The 18,833-nt window shown below is 38.5% G+C and carries 19 protein-coding genes and 1 riboswitch; of the genes, 7 read left to right on the top strand and 12 right to left on the bottom strand.

What is annotated here, in order from left to right:
• Positions 1-2: 2 nt before the first annotated feature.
• From CRO56_RS06990 to CRO56_RS06970, 5 genes are all read right to left on the bottom strand, one after another.
• Positions 3-209: a DUF5957 family protein gene (locus CRO56_RS06990; RefSeq protein WP_097157885.1), complete on the bottom strand. Its 207-nt coding sequence runs from the start codon at positions 207-209 to the stop codon at positions 3-5.
• A complete protein-coding gene (locus CRO56_RS06985) occupies positions 206-634 on the bottom strand; it encodes a DUF6220 domain-containing protein (protein WP_097157884.1) in 429 nt (142 codons plus the stop codon). Before CRO56_RS06985 ends, CRO56_RS06990 begins: the two co-directional genes overlap by 4 nt.
• Positions 635-827: 193 nt before the next feature.
• Complete coding sequence (locus tag CRO56_RS06980; RefSeq protein WP_097157883.1) at positions 828-1,589, bottom strand: exodeoxyribonuclease III; 762 nt, start codon at positions 1,587-1,589, stop codon at positions 828-830.
• Positions 1,590-2,012: 423 nt separating this feature from the next.
• Positions 2,013-2,534, bottom strand: coding sequence for a G/U mismatch-specific DNA glycosylase (mug, locus tag CRO56_RS06975; RefSeq protein WP_097157882.1), 522 nt, complete (start codon positions 2,532-2,534; stop codon positions 2,013-2,015).
• Positions 2,535-2,549: 15 nt separating this feature from the next.
• A complete protein-coding gene (locus CRO56_RS06970; protein ID WP_097157881.1) occupies positions 2,550-3,134 on the bottom strand; it encodes a TetR/AcrR family transcriptional regulator in 585 nt (194 codons plus the stop codon).
• Between the two features lie 116 nt (positions 3,135-3,250).
• On the opposite strand from CRO56_RS06970, the gene CRO56_RS06965 reads away from it, so the two are divergent.
• Entirely contained in the window at positions 3,251-3,790 is a 540-nt protein-coding gene (locus CRO56_RS06965; protein ID WP_097157880.1) for a hypothetical protein, read from the top strand.
• Between the two features lie 52 nt (positions 3,791-3,842).
• Here CRO56_RS06965 and CRO56_RS06960 read toward each other — a convergent pair whose 3' ends face one another.
• Positions 3,843-4,976, bottom strand: coding sequence for an MGDG synthase family glycosyltransferase (locus CRO56_RS06960; protein ID WP_097157879.1), 1,134 nt, complete (start codon positions 4,974-4,976; stop codon positions 3,843-3,845).
• A 158-nt stretch (positions 4,977-5,134) separates the two neighbouring features.
• Between CRO56_RS06960 and CRO56_RS06955 the strand changes: the two genes are divergently transcribed.
• The gene (locus CRO56_RS06955; protein ID WP_342745874.1) at positions 5,135-5,704 is read left to right on the top strand and encodes a YkoP family protein; all 570 of its coding nucleotides are present in this window, start codon (positions 5,135-5,137) and stop codon (positions 5,702-5,704) included.
• 79 nt (positions 5,705-5,783) lie between these two features.
• The gene (locus tag CRO56_RS06950; protein WP_097157878.1) at positions 5,784-6,650 is read left to right on the top strand and encodes a metallophosphoesterase; all 867 of its coding nucleotides are present in this window, start codon (positions 5,784-5,786) and stop codon (positions 6,648-6,650) included.
• Positions 6,651-6,705: 55 nt separating this feature from the next.
• Here the strand turns inward: CRO56_RS06950 and CRO56_RS06945 are convergent, their stop codons facing one another.
• A complete protein-coding gene (locus tag CRO56_RS06945; RefSeq protein ID WP_097157877.1) occupies positions 6,706-8,163 on the bottom strand; it encodes an alkaline phosphatase family protein in 1,458 nt (485 codons plus the stop codon).
• A gap of 356 nt (positions 8,164-8,519) precedes the next feature.
• On the opposite strand from CRO56_RS06945, the gene CRO56_RS06940 reads away from it, so the two are divergent.
• On the top strand, positions 8,520-9,254 hold the full coding sequence (locus tag CRO56_RS06940; protein ID WP_097157876.1) for an endonuclease/exonuclease/phosphatase family protein: 735 nt from the start codon (positions 8,520-8,522) through the stop codon (positions 9,252-9,254).
• 39 nt (positions 9,255-9,293) lie between these two features.
• Here CRO56_RS06940 and speD read toward each other — a convergent pair whose 3' ends face one another.
• The 5 genes from speD to CRO56_RS06915 form a co-directional block, all read right to left on the bottom strand.
• A complete protein-coding gene (gene speD / locus CRO56_RS06935) occupies positions 9,294-10,109 on the bottom strand; it encodes an adenosylmethionine decarboxylase (RefSeq protein ID WP_097157875.1) in 816 nt (271 codons plus the stop codon).
• Between the two features lie 116 nt (positions 10,110-10,225).
• Positions 10,226-10,465: a hypothetical protein gene (locus tag CRO56_RS06930; RefSeq protein WP_097157874.1), complete on the bottom strand. Its 240-nt coding sequence runs from the start codon at positions 10,463-10,465 to the stop codon at positions 10,226-10,228.
• 376 nt (positions 10,466-10,841) lie between these two features.
• Positions 10,842-11,879 carry a ribonucleotide-diphosphate reductase subunit beta gene (locus tag CRO56_RS06925; protein ID WP_097157873.1) on the bottom strand — a complete coding sequence of 346 codons (1,038 nt, stop codon included), beginning with the start codon at positions 11,877-11,879 and terminating at the stop codon, positions 10,842-10,844.
• A 24-nt stretch (positions 11,880-11,903) separates the two neighbouring features.
• Positions 11,904-14,168, bottom strand: coding sequence for a ribonucleoside-diphosphate reductase subunit alpha (locus CRO56_RS06920; protein ID WP_097157872.1), 2,265 nt, complete (start codon positions 14,166-14,168; stop codon positions 11,904-11,906).
• 228 nt (positions 14,169-14,396) lie between these two features.
• A riboswitch (cobalamin riboswitch) is annotated at positions 14,397-14,581 on the bottom strand.
• A 391-nt stretch (positions 14,582-14,972) separates the two neighbouring features.
• On the bottom strand, positions 14,973-16,460 hold the full coding sequence (locus CRO56_RS06915; protein WP_097157871.1) for a S8 family peptidase: 1,488 nt from the start codon (positions 16,458-16,460) through the stop codon (positions 14,973-14,975).
• A 337-nt stretch (positions 16,461-16,797) separates the two neighbouring features.
• Here CRO56_RS06915 and CRO56_RS06910 point away from each other — a divergent pair, with 337 nt between their 5' ends.
• From CRO56_RS06910 to CRO56_RS06900, 3 genes are read left to right on the top strand one after another with little or no spacing between them, the layout of a single operon-like run.
• On the top strand, positions 16,798-17,352 hold the full coding sequence (locus CRO56_RS06910) for a sigma-70 family RNA polymerase sigma factor (RefSeq protein WP_097157870.1): 555 nt from the start codon (positions 16,798-16,800) through the stop codon (positions 17,350-17,352).
• On the top strand, positions 17,349-18,020 hold the full coding sequence (locus CRO56_RS06905) for a DUF4367 domain-containing protein (RefSeq protein WP_097157869.1): 672 nt from the start codon (positions 17,349-17,351) through the stop codon (positions 18,018-18,020). The genes CRO56_RS06910 and CRO56_RS06905 overlap by 4 nt, the downstream gene beginning before the upstream one ends.
• 15 nt (positions 18,021-18,035) lie before the next feature.
• Positions 18,036-18,512, top strand: coding sequence for a hypothetical protein (locus CRO56_RS06900; RefSeq protein WP_097157868.1), 477 nt, complete (start codon positions 18,036-18,038; stop codon positions 18,510-18,512).
• Positions 18,513-18,833: the final 321 nt, after the last annotated feature.

Below are 18,833 nucleotides of genomic sequence, written 5' to 3'. Positions count from 1 at the left end.
CACTATGATTCTATTTTTTTCTCGGCTTTTTTAAAGTTAATTAATAGCATTACTGCCAAGCTGATAATGGCCGTATAGATTGGCAGAAACTTAATGCCAATCTTTTGGTCGAACCAGAGATAGCTAATTGCACCAATCAGTTCAGAAAGAACGATCCCTGTAATATAGCCACCTGCTAAGGATAAAATGATAAAAGTACTGAGTTTCACCCTACTTTCAGCTCCTTATTATTATCTTCTGAAGATGTAACAAGTATGAACGATCGTTTTGCCAGCTGAATCGAACTCCAGAACAAGACCATCGCAATAACAGGGTGTACGGCCGCAACCCATGGCCAAAGAGCCGTTGCATTTGCTGTAAAATACATAAGAAAAATAAGTCCTAGTACGACCGCACTCTGCGCAATCGCCCATCTAGGCAAAGACCCTATAAAAGACAGAATTAACATAAGAACCGGAATTAATTCGAATAGATGAATAAAAATTCTATGATTGATCCAATTTTCCGGATTCACAAAAATCGCGAGACCAGCTATAAAAATCTGAAGTACAACACAGGCAACTAGTACAATGGCTAAAACAGAGAACAGAATTCTTGTAACGCGCTCCTTCTTGCTAACTTGCTTCTTATCCAAAGACCTTTCCTCCCAGCCCGTTTTTTTACTCCCTCAACCCTTATTGAGAGCGACTAGTTTCATTCTACCGATTCCAGACTTTGGTTAAATTGGTCTCGGGTTGTGTTTTTTAATAAGTCTGGAGGCTTAGGAATAAATAAAAAAATAGCCCTTCGTATCAAAAGGCCATCCTTCTTTGTTCTTATAAAACTATTCACTGGTTCAAATCAATTTCAAGCATAACCGGACAATGGTCACTTCCCATTACATGACTATGAATTTGAGCATCTTTAATGAATAGAGCCAGACGTTTTGAGGTAATAAAATAGTCAATCCGCCAGCCAATGTTTCGTTCCCGAACTTTATTCATATATGACCACCATGAGTAGGAATCCGTCTGATCCGGATAAAGATGACGGAAAGAATCGATAAAGCCTGAGTCTAGCAACCTAGTCATTTTTTCCCGTTCTTCATCCGTAAAGCCTGAATTTCCAATATTGGACTTTGCATTCTTCAGGTCAATTTCCTGGTGAGCTACATTTAAGTCTCCACAGTAAATCACCGGTTTGGTCTTGTCCAATTCAATCAGATAGTCACGCAGTTCATCTTCCCAAACTAAACGATCTGCAAGTCTAGCTAAATCTCTTTTCGAGTTAGGGGTATACACATTCACTAAATAATAATCCTTATATTCTAAAGTTATGATTCTGCCCTCATCTTCTTCTTCGGCAGCCCCGACGCCATAGCTTACAGAAAGCGGTTCGTGTTTTGTAAAAACCGCTGTTCCAGAATAACCCTTTCGCTTCGCATAATTCCAATATTGATAATAGCCTTCTAATTCTAATTGAATCTGGCCATCCTGCAATTTGGATTCTTGTATACAGAAAATATCTGCATCCATTTCTTTAAAATAGTTGAGAAAGCCTTTCCCTACACAGGCCCTCAGTCCATTTACATTCCAAGAAATTAATTTCATATTTGTCTCTCCTTGCTGATTGGCTTACTAAATCTTTTAATCTATGTTTTTTTAATAGGTATTTGGGGTATTTATCAGAACTTAGCTGTCGATATCCGAAGTTGACAATGTTATATCGGAATTTTGATCCTGTTATTCGGACTCAACCAATTCTTAATAGAACTCGGAAGCCACTTATCGGAATTTAGACTTGTTTATCGATACTCAGCCGCATTTTATCAGAACTCAGCTCCGTTTAACCGAACTTAACCCTGTTTAACAAAACTAAGCTGCAGTTTAACCGAACTTAACGATTATATTACCGAACTCAGATTCATATAACCGAACTCACCAATCATTTAACTGAACACAGATCCATTTAACCGAACTCAGGCACTGTTTTAACTAACTCAGCAGCCAATTCGCCCGCAACCGTAACCCTACTTATCCGTTTTCTTTACTCGTTCTAAGTATACCATGAAGCTCCCTATAAATTGCCACCATATCATCTAGCTTCATCCTAACTAAACCGCTTGAAGATGGTGCGACAAAATCGATCGTTCCCGGAACAACCGATTGCTTCTGCCTTCCCCATAGAACTGATTTTTGGCGACTAAACTCCAGGTAGACGCCTTTTCCGACAAAACAAATAATCTTCGGGGAATAAGCTTCAATTTTTTTCCTAAGCTCTGCTCTCCCCTGCTGATATTCTTCTTTCGTAATCTCATCTGCTGCTTTCGTTGGCCGTGCCACAATATTTGTAAAACCATAACCATATTCTAAAAGCTTTTCATCTTCCTCTGGACTATATTTTCTCGGGGTAAGTCCTGCTTCGAATAAAATCTTCCAAAACCGGTTATTCGGATTGGCATAATGGTGTCCGGTTTCACCTGAACGTATGCTCGGATTAAACCCAACAAAGAGGACGTCTAAATTTTCTTTAATCCGATCTGGAATTGGCTTCATACTTATGCCTCCCTTTTACTCCTCGCAAATCTCTTCCAAATGCCGGACCAATACTTTTTCTGCCAGGTCCCTATTTACACGGTTAGGATTGAGCATAGCGTGTAAGGCAAGCCCATCAATTACCGCATACAATCTTTCTGTTTCTAGTTCAAAATTAATATCTGGTTTTAACAAGTCAAATTGCCGTAAAAATTTCATAAGTTGCTGGATTCCCAAAAGAACGCCATCTTGATTGGCATCAAATCGTTCTTTGTGCCTTGAATAGGCTATAAAGGTAAACCAAACCTCCGATTCCGCCATAGATTCCTTATTGGTAGGCACCAGTTCAAGCAACATCTTTAATGCTTTTGCTTTTATGGGAAGCTCTTGAGCAGCAATTTTCAGGACCCGTGCTGTCACATTTTCTTTTACTAAGTTCATGGAATATGCGAGAAGTTCCTCTTGGGTTGAAAAATAGTGACGCAAAGAACCAAGCGAAATCCCCGCTTCTTTCGCGATATTTCGGACAGTTGCTCCTTCCATTCCTTGTTCAACTATGACGCGCCACGTCGCTTCCGCTATTTGCTTTTTCCTTTTTTCATGATCTACTAATTTTGGCATACCCCCATTTTACTCAATAAAATATCGCTTTGCAATTTTATAATACAGTTGTATTAACAAAATAAAAATGGTAAACTTTTTTGTAATACAGTTGTATTAGAAAGTGAGGCTTAACTATGAGTTTTGTCGGTTGGCTGATTATAGGATGTGAGATAGCGTTTTGGGTCGTAATTGGACTGGGTCTAATAACGAGGTATATTTGGAATCAAAAGAAGTTTGGCCTATTTTTACTAGCCCTAACACCGCTTATTGATCTCGTTTTGCTCATTGCTACAAGTCATGATTTAATAAATGGGGCAACGGCCTCCTTGGCACATGGCCTTGCTGCTGTTTATATCGCGGTGTCTCTTGTGTTTGGAAAAAGTATGATCCAGTGGGCAGACTTACATTTCCAATACTATATTTTAAAACAAGGAACAAAGCCAGAACGATTATATGGTATACAATATGCTAAACATTATTTTAAAGGATGGCTGAAACATGCCATATCATATGTAATTGGCACTGCATTATTAATTCTGATTATTTTCCTCATTGATGATTCATCCCGATCTGAAGCATTAAGCGGAATTATAAAAATGTGGACGCTTGTATTAGGAATTGATTTATTCATCTCCGTAACCTACTTTATTGCACCAAGAAAAGCACGGGCTTAACTCTATTAAACTAATTAATATTGTTTACAAATAGGTCTTAGGATTTTTTGTCCTAAGTCCTTTTTTCCTCATTCATTTTTGATAAAACAGCTTTTAAAATATCAGAAAAATCATCACCTGCTAATTCGGCATGATATTGGTTTACCTGCTTATATAATTGCTCTAATTGCTGTTTCGATTGCAATACAGCTAGAATATGCTTTTCAACCTTCCCTTCTTTTTCCCAATCCCTCAATTCAAAGGCGAGCCCCTTTTTGATTAGAAATTGAAAATTTACTTCTTCCTGTCCAGGCAAGGCATGGTAGATAAAAATAGGAATTTTTTTCATTAAACACTCACTTACCGTTACACCACCCGGCTTTGTAATGATGGCATCAGCCTCATCATAAAACATGCTGATTTCCAATTTGGAAGAAATGTATGGCAGTGCCCTAATCTTCGGGTGATTTAATTGGTCTATAAATTGATATAATTTCTCATTTTTACCGCATAAGACTAAATAACGAATACGACCGGACGGCTGAAGTTTTTGAATTAATGTCTTTAAAGCCCCTGCACCTAAATTTCCTCCCGAAATAAGCACGGAAAAATCAGTTTTTGTTTCTTGAATCGTTTGATTTCTCCTAATATGAGGATGAACCGGTATTCCCGTCACATGAATTTGTTCCGGATTCACACCTTTATTCACTAATTCCTCCATTATTTCTCTGCTTGGGACTAAGTGATAATCTATTGTGTCTGTCCCCCATATTTGATTAATGAAATAATCTGTATATACATTCATTACCGGAATCGAATGTATCTTTTTTGTTTTCAATTCATTCAAAAGAAAAGAAGGCAATGCATGTGTGCAAATAATTACATCCGGTTTTTTCTCTGCTATTAATTTCCTCATCCGCGATAAAAACAGCAGCTTAAATAATCGATACGCCCTTTTTTGATCAGGTTTGGTTTTGATAGCAGCTTGTCTATATAACCAGCTATAGAAATCAGGAAAAGAATGAATCCATTTTAGATAGGTCAATGATACAAGCTTTTCAACGGGTCCGTATGTATAGGATAAAATATCGACCTTTTCACAATCGAATTCTTCTTCCATTTCCTCTAAATATTTGATAATCCCATCCGCCACATGATGATGCCCAGAGGAGATTCGTAAAAACGGCATAAATAACACTCGTTTCATGCTTCACACCATCCAACTTTTTATAAAGTTAGTGTGTGTATTTGAAGATAAATCATTCTTTCACCTCTAATTTCCATCGATAATTTTAAACATTTGGTGACAAAATACTTACAAATAGATTTAACTTTGGTTTAGATTTGTGTTCGAGGAGACTACCTATGAGATTGAGACTTTATTTTATATCCTTATGGAGTATTGTGGATCCGATTTATTATTACTTCACCAGGTTAAGATACCTTGATTCTCCTGCTGGTTCACCACCAATTTTTCGGGTCAGGCTGACCAAGTATAAAGGAAGAAATGTGGTACTTTCCGATGGGACTGCGATCAACCGTAATGATATTTTAGTGAAGATTCATTTGCATAATGTTCGTTTGCTCAAAGACTTAAATGAAATTCACAATGATGTAAAAAAATCGGTAATTTTATACCATAAAGTAAAACAATCCTTACCGTATCTATCCCGCTATATCGAGAGACATGGAAAAAAAAGCGAAATCAAAGGAATTATAGGGATTACCTTTATTAATAAGGGTATCAAGCGCTTAGGATTTGAACAGGTTGAAATTTTAAATCCATTTTATAAATGGTATAAGCTTATGACCCTTTATCCGATTCATCTTATTTCAGGGTCCCATTCATCCTTAAAAGGCAATAAAAAGCCTTGTCCAAGCTATCTTTTTATGTCAAAAGACGGTCTAATCAGTAAATATGGAAATCAAGAATAAGATAACTGGAAACCGCTCCATATATTACAGGTAACAATCCCCTCCCTCACCTTTTATAATAGATGAGGGAGGGGATACTATGTTTGGTTGGATTTTAACCATTTTATTGGTTAGTTTACTAACTATTGTCTTTTACAAAGGCTATAAAAATACAAAACGTGTTGTCATCAACCAGATTACTATAGATTCTTCAAATAAATCTTCTAAGAACTCTAACACTCGCCCATTCCGTATCTTACATTTGTCCGATCTTCACCTTGAAAATATTTCGATTTCACCTAAAGAACTTTATGAAACTTTAAAAGATGAGCCAATTGATTTAATTGCAGTAACTGGCGACTTTTTAGATCGAAAAAGAACGATTCCTAAATTAAAACCATATTTGCAGGTATTAAATCAATTAGCGCCTGAATACGGAATATATGCGGTGTTTGGAAATCACGATTATGTTTTAAGAAAGAAGAATTTCCAAGAGCTTAAGAAGGTTCTAGAGGAATACAACTGTAAAACGATGCAAAATGAAAATGATACCCTTATGATTGAAGGCAGAAAGCTTCATATTATCGGGATTGATGACTATAGTACAAAACGCAGTCAAATCGAAAAATCCTATGAAAATATTGAAAATGGATATAATCTCGTATTAACCCATGATCCTAACGTAGTTCTTGGGATGAAGGACTATCACTATGATTACCTGCTTTCTGGTCATTTTCATGGCGGTCAGATTCATTGGCCAAAGCCATTTCATCTTGTAAAAATGGGAAAACTCGTAAGAATGAATATGGTCAAAGGCTTGCATCAGCATGATGGCAAAACGTTTTATATTAGTGAAGGACTTGGCCAGACAGCCTTAAATATCCGCTTAGGCAGCCGTCCTGAAATCACGATTCACAGCATTATGCTTCCTTTCACAAAAGACGAAAGAGAAGTAGAAGCAGTTTAATGGAAGGAGTTGCCCGGAGACCTGGGCCTTCCTCGTTTACATATTTTGATATCATCTACGTAAGCAAGTCTAAGACCCAATCCTTTATATCCTTAATTCGGTTATACTTAGGTAATTTGTTCGTTCCGGTTACAATCATCGCAACCTGTGAGTCCTGCTTATGCAATCCTCCATGACTCGCTCCTCCAACATGAGTGGGAGACCCTTCACCAATAAATTCATAACCCGGTTTTGCACTCACCACCAAATAATCGCCTTCATGCGAATGAAAGGATGCATAAAGCCGCTGTAAAGCATCCGGATAGTCTCCTTCATTGATACGATTCCCTTCAATTGATAAATCTAAGATGCCAGACTCCCCTTCGATTGACCACATCTGTCCGTATGGATCGGCTAGATTCCCGTCAGGCTGATACGTAAGCTTTCCTTCACGAATTCCAGAAATCACATTAATTTTACATTCTTCATTCCAGGCAATCACATCGATTCTCGAATCCTTTTGTAAGATTTCAGCTATTTCATTTAACGGAATCTGATTTGGATGTAGCGTATAGATAAAGGACATTCTTTCATTGACACCCAAAACAATCTCGTCCTCTGCGGAAATGGTTGCTTTTAACTTTGGAATTTTATAGGAGTTGAGCAAACTTCTCAGGTCAATTAGAGCATTGCTTTTCTTCGAATCAACCCATGCCTGGCCATTATCTCCAAGGATAACCCAAATATAATCTTCGATGGCTTTTTCCCAAGAAGGGAAGGTATTCAATAAAGATTGAAGTTGCTGGTCTGTTTTTTCAATGGCTGCGACATCCATTGGTCCGTTTTTATGAAATCTTTTGTCTGAATCCGAAAGGTACACTAAAGTAAAATCCGGCAGCTCATTCTCATTGATTAAATACTTGAGTTCATTGAGGGCAAATTTATTATTAAATCCATATTTTTGCCAAATGAAAGCGGGATTTTGCGGGTTCTGTTTTGACATTGCCCCATATGACAAATAAGCAGGAGCTGTTACGGTAAACCTCCTTTTTAATCCCGTTACGAGCGACAGCAGAAACGGAACTTTTATTTGTGTTGGCTCACTGCCTCGATATATTAAGGTATTAATCGAAGCAGTTGGTTTTCCCGAGTCCTTTAGAATTTCATGGATCGTCTTTTGTTCTTTTGCTAAATGCCGGTTGTTTAAACGATAAAAAATATCCTCAACGGACTGTTTAGTTCCAAGTCTATATAGTTCTCGTACATGACTCCCATAATTAACAATCCGATTCTCATTTTTATGATACCAAACCAACCCCGGTACTTTATGCTGATCACTATAAACTCCGGTTAACAGTGTACTGTCTACATTCACAGACATCGTCGGAAACGGGCTGACTATATCGGGAATGTATTGGCCATTTTCAGCAAAAAACTGAAGGGCCTTTGCCCTCCCATTTTTTAGGGCTTCCTGCAAAGGAGGATTCATTAAAGAATCTATCATAAGCATGATAATAGGTTTGTTTTGAATCATGAGAATCGAGTCCTTTCGTAGTGTGGGGAAATGATTATTAGCGGTAATGATCCGTATTCTACGGCACGTTTATGTGTTGCTCTCCCCGATTTATGTGGCGTATTGAAGGGTATATGTGCCATTCTCCCCCGTTTTATGTGCCGGTTTGATGCGTATATGTGCCATTCTCTCCGTTTTATGTGCCGGTTTGATGCGTATATGTGCCATTGTCTCCGTTTTATGTGCCGATATTACATATACAATCCTTTTCCTCGTATTATTTCCAAAAGTATAGCCTTCATCCATGCAAGATCTTTATAAAACAGTAATTAATTTTTCTACTTTCGTTCATACTTCAATTATATGAGGTGAAATGAGTGAAAGTTTCCGTAATGACCTTTAACATCCATCATGGAAGAGGAACTGACCGTAGGCTAGACCTAAATCGGATTGCAGAAATGATTCGTAAAAGTAATGCGGATCTCATTGGATTAAATGAAGTTGACCGATTTTTTTCAAAACGAAGTATGTATAGGGATCAAATCAGCTGGCTCGCTGAACAATTACAGATGGAGTACGCATTTAGCCCATCGATTACCTTAAAATCTAAAAATAGTGAAACCGCACGGCAATATGGCAATGCCCTTTTATCAAAGTTCAAGATTTTGAAAAATAAAAGCACCCATATTCACTCTTCTTCAAAATTTAGGGAAGGCAGATCAATCCTAGAAACGGTTATTGAAATCGATAGTCAGCCATTGCAAGTACTTGTGACCCATATAAGTTTTAATCCCTCATCACGCAGAAAACAGATTCAGCATATACTAAAATTTGTTGAGCTCAATCCCCTTCCCACCGTTGTTATGGGTGATTGGAATATGAATCCGGGGTCTAAAAGCTGGAGGACGGTAGCGAAGATCATGCACGATGTCTGGAACATATCTGGAGAGGATCGAGGATTTACCTATCCATCTTATCGTCCAAGGAAACGGCTGGATTACCTATTTATTAGTGAAGATATTAAGGTGATTGATACAGAAGTGGTGGATTTTATGCCAGAAGCTTCGGATCATTTGCCTGTTCTGGCGAAATTGGAATTGTCAACTCTATAAAAAACAACCCCGTTCCGCAAAACTACGGGGTTGTTCATTTTAAATGTCAAAACTCATATTTTTCCCGTAAAAAATCTCATCCATTTCTAATTGTAACTTTGAAGTGATTTCATCTTGTTCTAAAGGACCTAGTTTATCCTTCGTGTAGCCAAATAAGTAATTGTTCAGGTCAAATTCCTTAAGCTTACATTTTGTATGGAAAATGTGCTCCTGATAAATATTCACGTCAATCATATCATATTGGCTTTTGATTTCATCCGGTATGTAATTCTGGATTGAGTTGATTTCATGATCAATAAATAATTTTTTGCCGCTGATGTCTCTTGTAAATCCTCTGACGCGATAATCGATGGTCATAATATCTGTATCAAATGAATGGATCATGTAATTCAGAGCTTTTAGGGGGGAAATTTCTCCACAGGTCGATACGTCAATATCGGCGCGAAAGGTACTGATTCCTTCGTTCGGATGATATTCCGGATAGGTATGCACTGTGATGTGACTTTTATCGAGCGAGATAACGACTGATTCTGGAAGAGGTCCTGGGGACTCTTCGAAGTGCTCAGTAGGAACTTCTACAACCGGTCCTTCTGACACTAATAAAGTAACACTTGCACCTTGAGGGACAAAGTCTTGTTTGGCGACGTTTAATACATGCGCCCCAATGATATCGGACACATGTTTTAATATATGAGTGAGCCTGTCAGCATTGTACTGCTCGTCGATGTATTCGAGATAGGCTTCACGTTCTTCCCTTGTTTTCGTGTAGCATATGTCGTACATATTAAAGCTTAAAGATTTCGTCAGATTATTAAATTCATGAAGCTGAATCCGCTGCTCGGGTGTTAAAGTCATCCGTTAACTCCCCTTGTTAGAGTTTTGTAAAATCCACTTACATTTCTTTAGGATGCAAATAAGGGGGAATTTTATTCATGGAAGCATCTTCGTTAATCAGAATCAAACTTATAAAATCATTTATATCGTTTTTTGAAGTCGTATACTACACTGACTGTTATCGCTATAAGACCAGCAACCAACAGCTTGATTCCTGCTTCATTGATGATTCCCTCCTTTATGGTGCCAATCGCTTTTTGGGTCCATGTAGCCTCAGGAATCCAGTCAATGACATAGCCCATTCCCATCATTGTTAGAAGACTGAGAAGCAAGTAAACTCCGAAAAACGTTATTAGAAAAAAGAAAATTGATTTCATCGTAATACCCTCGACTCCCTCATATATACTCCGATGAACTTTTAACGGACACTGGATCCGTTATTTGTCCCAAATCTAGCTTATCTCAAAAATAGAGGACATCAGTTCCGTTATTAAGCGAAAAAGAGCGTATCTTCATGTCGAAATTCATGAATAAAGGATCCCATGTCCGCATGCTTGCCGGAACCCTGTTATTTTTAGGAAATAACGGATTCTATGTCCGTTCAGAGATGGATTCCAGACCAATAAGCAAATGTCCAAAAGGTTTATCATTGTCGTTCAAAAATTTTGCTTCTCCATGTTTTTCTAATTGTAACAATAAAAAAAGAAGGCTGGAACCCTATGTTCTCAGCCTTTAATAAATTGTACCCCATATTTACAACTCATCAAACCCATTAACCTCAGAAGCTTTCGTATACTGCCGCGACTTTTGTTCAAAGAAGTCGGTCTTTCCGAGGTCTACTTCCTGATAAGCAATGATCCATTTAAGCGGATTCGTCCGGTAGCCTTCGAAAGGAGGGGGAAAACCTAATTGTTTCGCCCGTTTATTGGCCATAAATTTAATGTAGGCTTCTAATTCTTGCATCAGAATTCCGGCAATTTTGCTGCCAATAATCGTTCGGCCCCATTCGATTTCTAGTTCAGCTGCGACTTTAAAAGTCTCGGTACCAAATACCTTTAACTCTTCGGTATCGTATTCAGGATTTTCTTTTAAAACCTCTTTAAAGATTTTTTCAAACAGCCCGACATGAATTTGTTCATCTCGGTTGATATAATTAATCATCGTGCTGGTTGCGAGCATTTTCTGGTTACGGGCCAAGTTATAAAAGAAAGCAAAGCCTGAGTAAAAGAAGAGCCCTTCTAAGATGACATCATAAATTACTGACTTTAAAAGGTTTTCAACATTAGGATTTTCTACAAAGTCTTCATAGCCTTTTGTCACAAACTCATTTCGCTTCTTTAGCACAGGTTCGTTTCGCCAGTAATCAAACACTTCATCTTGCTTACTTTTCGATACAATACTGGATAAAACGTAGCTGTAGGAATGATTATGAACCACTTCTTGCTGGGCAAGAATAATCATAATCGCATGCAGGCTTGAATCTGTTAAATAATCCGCTACTTTGCCTGCATAATCAGTTTGAATACTGTCTAGCAAAGCTAATAAACCAATGACTTTTAAAAAGGTTTCCTGTTCATCTTGGGTTAAAGTCGGAAATTGTTTAATATCTTTAGACATGTTGATTTCGAATGGCGTCCAGAAATTCGCTAGCATTGTTTTATATTTTGGATAGGCCCATGGGAACCGGACGTCATCCCAGTTTAAGACGTTTGAGCTTCTTCCATTGATAATTCCGGTCGATGCATTGGGAGCCGTTTCATCCATCAGCTTTCGTTTTTGTACAATTGTCATTTTTATCGTCTCCTTTCTGTATTCTTATTGGCAGCTCTCACATTCTTCAATAACAGCACTTGATGTGGATCGAACGTAATAAGTTGTTTTTAAACCAGAACGCCAAGCATCCATATGCAGGTCTAATAGAGCTTTTGCTTTGATCTCATTTGAGACATAAAAGTTAAAAGAAATCGCTTGGTCCACATGACGCTGGCGCTTTGCATTTTGTCTGATACTCCAATGCTGATCAATATGATAAGCCGATTTATAATACCATCTCGTTTTTGGTGAAAGATCTGGTGCTGTTACTGGGATTTTATAATCCTTCTTCTCTTCGGAATATTCCTGTCTAAAGATTGGATCGATACTGGCTGTTGACCCTGCAATAATCGAGGTTGAGGAATTTGGCGCGACTGCCATTAGGTATCCATTTCGAATACCATATTTCTGAATATCCTCTTTTAAAGCTTCCCATCTCAAAGAAGCATAGTCTTTTTCAGTAAAATAGGCTCCTGTTTGCCAATCTGATCCTTCAAAATAAGGATACGCTCCTTTTTCTTTTGCCAGCTCCTTGCTTGCTTTAATGGTTAGATAGCCAATCTCTTCGTAGAGCTCGTCCGCATATTGAACCGCTTCCTCGCTTTCCCATTTGATTCCTTTTAAGGCTAATAAATGATGCCAGCCAAATGTACCAAGACCAATCGAACGGTATTTTTGATTTGTCATTTGCGCCTGTAACACAGGGATAGAATTAATATCAATCACATTGTCTAACATTCTCACCTGAATGCTGATTAGTCTTTCCAGCACATCATCCATCACACTCTTAGCTAATGAAATCGAGGATAGATTACAAACGACAAAATCACCTGGCTTTTTCACAATGATAATACTGCCGTCTTCTACTTTTTCCTCGGTTACAACAGTAGGGCTCATATTTTGCATAATTTCTGTACAAAGATTGCTGCAATAAATCATGCCTTTATGTTTATTCGGATTGGCACGGTTAACAGTGTCCCGGTAAAACATAAATGGTGTACCGGTTTCCAGCTGGGAAACCATAATAGATTTAAAGATTTCAATCGCAGGTACCTTTTCTTTTGAGATAAGTGGATGGTTCACGCATTCCCGATATTTTTCCCGGAAGGATCCTCCTTCTGGGACTTCGTCAAAATAGTCTTCCAACGAATAACCCATTACCTTGCGTACCTCATGGGGGTCAAATAAATACCAGTCTTCTCTTTTTTGAACCTGTTCCATAAATAGGTCCGGAATACTTACGCCTGTGAATAGATCATGGGTTCGTTGTCTTTCGTCACCGTTATTTAATCGGGTATCCAGAAAGGCAAATATATCTTTATGCCAAACATCCAAATATACAGCGATTGCTCCTTGTCTTTGGCCAAGCTGATCAACAGAGACTGCCGTATTGTTTAACTGCTTCATCCAAGGAATTACACCTGAGCTGACTCCTTTAAAGCCTTTAATGTCACTGCCCCGGCTCCGGATTTTTCCTAAATAAACCCCGATTCCGCCGCCATTTTTACTCAAGTTAGCGATATCTGTATTTGAATCATAAATTCCTCTTAAACTGTCATCGACCGTATCAATAAAACAACTCGAAAGCTGGCCATAGCTTTTTCCGGCATTGGCAAGTGTCGGAGTCGCTACTGTCATATAAAGATTGGATAAAGCCCAGTATGCCTCTTTAATGAGTTCGATTCGTTTTTCTTTCGGTTCATTTTTCATAATTGTCATGGCAATTAACATAAATCGTTCCTGTGGAAGTTCATACACTTTTCCATCATGTGACTTGGCCAAGTACCGTTCTGCGAGTGTAACAATCCCAATGTATGTAAATAAGTCATCTTTTGTTGGGTCTATTATGTCTTCTAACTGTTTGATTTCTTCTTTTGAATAGTTTTCTAATAATGTTTCATCATAAATTCCCAGCCCGATTAGTTCTTTTATTAACTGGTAAAATGATCCGTACTGTTGTTCTTCCTGATATTTTCTAGATTGGGCCGCTTTCCGGTAAAGCTTTTTTGTATAGAGAGTGGCTGCTGCATAAGTCCAGTTTGGATCTGCTGCACTAATCTGTTCTACTGCGGTCAAAATCATCCAGTCAATAATTTGTGCGGCTGTTCCGTTTAAATCCAGCTGCAAAAGCTGATACATTTTATCCTGATATTCAGTGAATTCTAATTCAGGAAATTGACGAGCCAGTTGATTCAAACATATTTGCAGCTCATCTGATGAATTTGTTTTTGGCAATGATATGTCTGATCCTGTAATTAAAGTAGTCATTGTTTTAATTTCCTCCTATTAATACTTTAGTAGTTCAAGTGTTTAGTTTTAGAGATTGCTTCCCGCCTTCCGTTCGCAAATCATTTATACAGTTCTTTTTTAACTCGGGATACAAATAAAAAAATCCCACCAAATTGATGGGATTTAGCAACGATTTTTGTAGAAAAAAGAATAGGAACAAAATCTTTTAATCTACCATCGTTCTATCCTCCCAGCTCCCGAAGAAGATAACACGCGATAATTAAGGCAGGTCTCCTGACTTGTGCTTTTTACCTACTCTAAGGCCTTCCCATCCAAAAACAGACAGTGGCATTTCCTTATTTCGTCGCACTTACAGTTGCGGGTACAGTTCTGGATTTTCACCAGATTCCCTATCAAGTCCAAAAATGAACACCTTAATTATTGGTATATCACTGTATATTGTATTGTTGTTTAAAGACAGACACAAAATATTGTGTCTTCTTATGATTTTAACGTAAAGATACAGAATTGCAAGATGAAATTTAATAGAATTTATTATAAAGCTGTTTTAGCATGGTTTGTTGCTAATACACCGCAGTTAAATATACTTTGCTTTCTGCGGAAGGCCCGCGAGCCACCTCGCTCGTACCTCACTGCGGGGTCTCGCCTGGTTCGCGTTTCCCTCGTAGGAGTTTTCGTGTATTTCAACTGCCTGTTAAGCTTATTTCATTAAATATGTAACTGTCAAAAGCAACAATCATTTAGAAAACAACCTATTATAACTAGTTATAAAATCGAAAAGGCTTGGAAAACACACAAAGTGTCTTCCAAGCCTTTTTTCCTTTAATTTAATGCATTATACGCATTCACGTGTCCATGTCCAAAATACCATTTAGCATCCCCACTAACAGGATCAACAGCTGTCTTGTATAGTAGGTCTTGAAGCTGCGATGGAGACATTTTTCCATATTTATCAACTAATAGTGCTGCTACAGCAGAAACCTTCGGAGTTGCCATAGAAGTACCAACAGACCAGTAATAGCCACCTGCTTCACTTGCACTCAAGTTAAATTCACCTTCAAATAAGCGGTTAGCTAAATATTCATCAAATCTGCCTTCGTTTAAGTACTGCATATATAGTCTGTAATCTCCACCTACTGCAGCAATATCGATAAAGTCAGGTCCGTAGTTTGAATATAAAGCCAATACATCATTCGGCCCAGTAGCTGATACAGTCACTACTCCCGGCACTGTTCCTGGCACTTCAAACCCAGCACCTTCAAAGTATAGGCCATCGCCACCATACTCAGCATTTAAGAAGTCAGTAACCTCTTTTTTATTTGTAGCATTTATACCATCGTTACCAGCAGCCACTACTACAAGTGAGCCTTTTGCTGTTACGTAGTTGACAACACGCTTGTATGCTTTAAAATCAGCTACATCATTACCGAGATTAATTTTCTCTCCCGTCTCTGGGTCTACATAGAAAGCTTGACCAATGATATCGAATCCGCCTAAGCTCATGGAGATTACGTCCACACCATCATTTGCAGCTTCGATCATTGCATCGTAGATCCAGGCAGATTCTGCAGAACTTAATCCAAATACACGGTACGAACGGATACCCGTATCAGGTGCAACTCCTAGCATCGCACCATTTCCAGCGATTGAACCTGCGACATGGCTGCCATGACCATGAATATCATCAAATGCATTGGGATTGCCCGTTTCATATGGCTCAGTTCCACGGAAACCGCCCGCAGGTACAAAATTCTCTGAACCAGGCATTAGGTTCTTTACTAAATCTGGGTGATCACGGTCAATACCCGTATCGATTATACCCACAACAACATCATGCGAACCAGTGCCTAGTTCATAGCTTGCACCATTATTTGTGATGCGCTGGATATCCCATTGAAGATTCCAAAGTGCCGCATTAGCAGGGTTTACGCTGCTACTTGTTACTTTCTTTCCATTCTGCTTCTTTTGTCCTGGTGATTGATCAATTGAATAACTAGTTTCGTCAATTCTTTGATCCTCAGGAAGAGTCCAAGAAATAGAAGGGTTTGCCATGCTAACACCAGGAAGACCTTTTAAGCTTGAAAAGGAAGAAGCTGAAGCCTTCACTTGTACAAAGCCAATTTCAGGCACAGCATACACGACCTCTCCCCCTAAGTCTTTCACTTGCTTTTCAAAATTTGCAGGAATACTGTTTGTGTTAAATAACACTGAAAAGTAACCCATTTTTGTACTTGCTCCTACCGTTGCTGCCCCTGGTAAGAAGGAAAATAATAGAGCAAAACTTAGTACAATGGCAAATAATTTTTTCATCCCATACCTCCTAGAACATGTAAAGTTGCAAAAATCCAAAATTGTTTTTTGCACACTTTATACTTAGCTAGGATTATCCTCAAGTCCTCCATAAATCGTTCAACAAATTTATACAAAGTTCTCCTAAATAGATTTTAAAGATGGTAGGAAAAGAGCTGTTTCTATTAAAAAACTCCGATTCGGACACAATGGGCTTAAAATTCCTTAACGTTGTCAGAACAAGCCTCTATGTTAGACAAGAAATTAATACTAGGAGCTACAAACTTTTCGAAAAGAGTTTAAAAAAAATTGTAGCGGAACACGAAGTTGACCAGTCTAATTATGTGGAGGTGGTCAAATGGAGAGGCCTTTCCAAGAAAAAAAAGACCAACACTTCTCAACAGATCCTGCGGAAGCACTTGAACAAATAATGGACGACTTTGGTTCACTTGTGTTAAAGACTGCCTTCTTTTATGTAAAGGATCGGCATCTATCCGAAGATATTACCCAAGAGGTGTTTATTCGCGCCTTCAAAAATTGGAGTCATTTCCGCGGAGCTAGCAGTGTGAAGACGTGGATCATCAGAATCACGATAAATCTTTGCAAAGATAAACTTGGGTTAAAAACCATGACATCAGAACGGCCAACCAGTCCCTTTTTACTGCAAGCGAATGGGTACGGGCATGTGGAAGAAGAGGTATTACAGCGAATTAAACAAACGGAAATATTGAAACATATTATGAACCTTCCCCCGCATTATCAAGAGGTCATCTACCTATATTATTATCTTGATTTTTCTACAGCTGAAATAAGTAGCGCGATTGAAACGCCAGAAGGTACAGTTCGCGGGAGACTGCACAGAGCGAGACAAGTGTTAAAAGAGCAGTTAGAAAAGGAGGGGTTAAGTAAATGAAGGAGCAGAAACACGACTTACGGTATAAATTTAAGTCAGAAGCAGATCAAGCTTTGTTTCAATCAATCGATTTCACCTCCAAGATGAAAGAGGATATCCGCAGAGAAATAGACTCTAAGAAAAGAAGATGGAATCATCCAATTTCCTTTTTGGCTGCTGCAGCAATTCTATGTTTCTCTTTACTGACATTTTCGTACTTTACAATGTCCGATCATGCGAAACCAGAGAATAATCCAAAGCCTGAGGAACCTAATACTTTAATCGGCAATGAAGACGAAGACATCTTAAACCCGATTGCAGGTCCTGAAAGAGAAACTCAGGAATTAAATTCTCCTGAAGAAGCCAAAGAAGTACTAGGTGAAGCGATCCTTCTTCCCGCCTATATACCTAAAGGCTACTCCCTTGAACACGTTCAGACCCTTGGTGAAAAAAAGGTGATCATGACGTATCTTTCAGGTGACCAATCTTATTTAATCATTATCGAAAATGCAGAAAACCAGCAGCCCTTTGTCAACTATGAAAAAGTACAGATTCAAAACACAACAGGATATTTGTACGAAACCGAATATGATTCAGAGCTACATTTTTATGCTGATGGCTTTCATTATATGATAAGCGGTCTGATTAGCAAGGAAGAGGTTATCAAAGTGGCTGAGGGACTTCAATAATAGGAGGAATTTATTATGTATAGAAAATCAAAGGGTTTATTTGCGCTGATGATGGGGTTGATTATATCGTTTTTATTAATCCAGCCATCGTTGGCCAATTCAGAGGCTATTCTTGAAAAACAAGCTGAAATTGATCAATATCTGTTTGTGGATCATCTCGATGAAATAGAAGAAATGGGAATTCACGTAACTCATACGTCTCCGGTAGACACATATGTCGAGATCGGAATTTCACCGTATTCGGACGAACATGCGGAGTATCTCACTGAAATTTTTGGAGCTGAGTTTGTAAAAGTTGTTGAAGGTCAACAGGCGGTAACCTTAACAACTGGCGCAGACACTGTATCACCTGAAACGGCAATCAATAATCACACAGAGGAAACCTCTGGTTCCACTTCAGCCAGTGTTTGGTGGTTTACTGGAATTGGTGCCGTACTTTTGGCAGTCGTTTTGTTTACAGTTATTCGCCGCAGAAAACAGACAGTGTCATAAATAAAAACTTCTCACCAAATCATAACGATTTGGTCAGGCTGTCGAAAAAATTAACCTTTTATTTCACTATAATAAAAGGATTTCAACAGGTTTGTTGATTTGCGCTCCAGGTGCTTCGCGGACCTTAGGGCGTGCCGGGGAGCCTCCCCGCGGAAAGCGAGTGCCCGAAGCGGAAATCAACAGGCCCGTTAGCAGACACAATCAATTAATAAAAAATCGGTCATTTAGACAAAATAAAAAATTGCCGAGAAAAATACCCTTTCTCGACAATCAGACCAAATCATAACGATTTGGTCTTTCTTTATCTATTAAAAGTTTATC

The organism is Bacillus oleivorans (assembly GCF_900207585.1).
GTDB classification, from domain to species: Bacteria; Bacillota; Bacilli; order Bacillales; family JC228; genus Bacillus_BF; species Bacillus_BF oleivorans.
The sequence above is the reverse complement of the archived record's forward strand: the minus strand, read 5'-3'. Positions and strand labels throughout refer to the sequence as shown.

Coding starts and splice junctions, on each gene's coding strand:
- CRO56_RS06920 (WP_097157872.1), bottom strand. CDS start 14,168: ATGACTACTTTAATTACAGGATCAGACATATCATTGCCAAAAACAAAT.
- CRO56_RS06915 (WP_097157871.1), bottom strand. CDS start 16,460: ATGAAAAAATTATTTGCCATTGTACTAAGTTTTGCTCTATTATTTTCC.
- CRO56_RS06950 (WP_097157878.1), top strand. CDS start 5,784: ATGTTTGGTTGGATTTTAACCATTTTATTGGTTAGTTTACTAACTATT.
- CRO56_RS06980 (WP_097157883.1), bottom strand. CDS start 1,589: ATGAAATTAATTTCTTGGAATGTAAATGGACTGAGGGCCTGTGTAGGG.
- CRO56_RS06965 (WP_097157880.1), top strand. CDS start 3,251: ATGAGTTTTGTCGGTTGGCTGATTATAGGATGTGAGATAGCGTTTTGG.
- CRO56_RS06930 (WP_097157874.1), bottom strand. CDS start 10,465: ATGAAATCAATTTTCTTTTTTCTAATAACGTTTTTCGGAGTTTACTTG.
- CRO56_RS06910 (WP_097157870.1), top strand. CDS start 16,798: ATGGAGAGGCCTTTCCAAGAAAAAAAAGACCAACACTTCTCAACAGAT.
- CRO56_RS06960 (WP_097157879.1), bottom strand. CDS start 4,976: ATGAAACGAGTGTTATTTATGCCGTTTTTACGAATCTCCTCTGGGCAT.
- mug (WP_097157882.1), bottom strand. CDS start 2,534: ATGAAGCCAATTCCAGATCGGATTAAAGAAAATTTAGACGTCCTCTTT.
- CRO56_RS06900 (WP_097157868.1), top strand. CDS start 18,036: ATGTATAGAAAATCAAAGGGTTTATTTGCGCTGATGATGGGGTTGATT.
- CRO56_RS06905 (WP_097157869.1), top strand. CDS start 17,349: ATGAAGGAGCAGAAACACGACTTACGGTATAAATTTAAGTCAGAAGCA.
- CRO56_RS06945 (WP_097157877.1), bottom strand. CDS start 8,163: ATGATTCAAAACAAACCTATTATCATGCTTATGATAGATTCTTTAATG.
- CRO56_RS06925 (WP_097157873.1), bottom strand. CDS start 11,879: ATGACAATTGTACAAAAACGAAAGCTGATGGATGAAACGGCTCCCAAT.
- CRO56_RS06955 (WP_342745874.1), top strand. CDS start 5,135: ATGAGATTGAGACTTTATTTTATATCCTTATGGAGTATTGTGGATCCG.
- CRO56_RS06970 (WP_097157881.1), bottom strand. CDS start 3,134: ATGCCAAAATTAGTAGATCATGAAAAAAGGAAAAAGCAAATAGCGGAA.
- speD (WP_097157875.1), bottom strand. CDS start 10,109: ATGACTTTAACACCCGAGCAGCGGATTCAGCTTCATGAATTTAATAAT.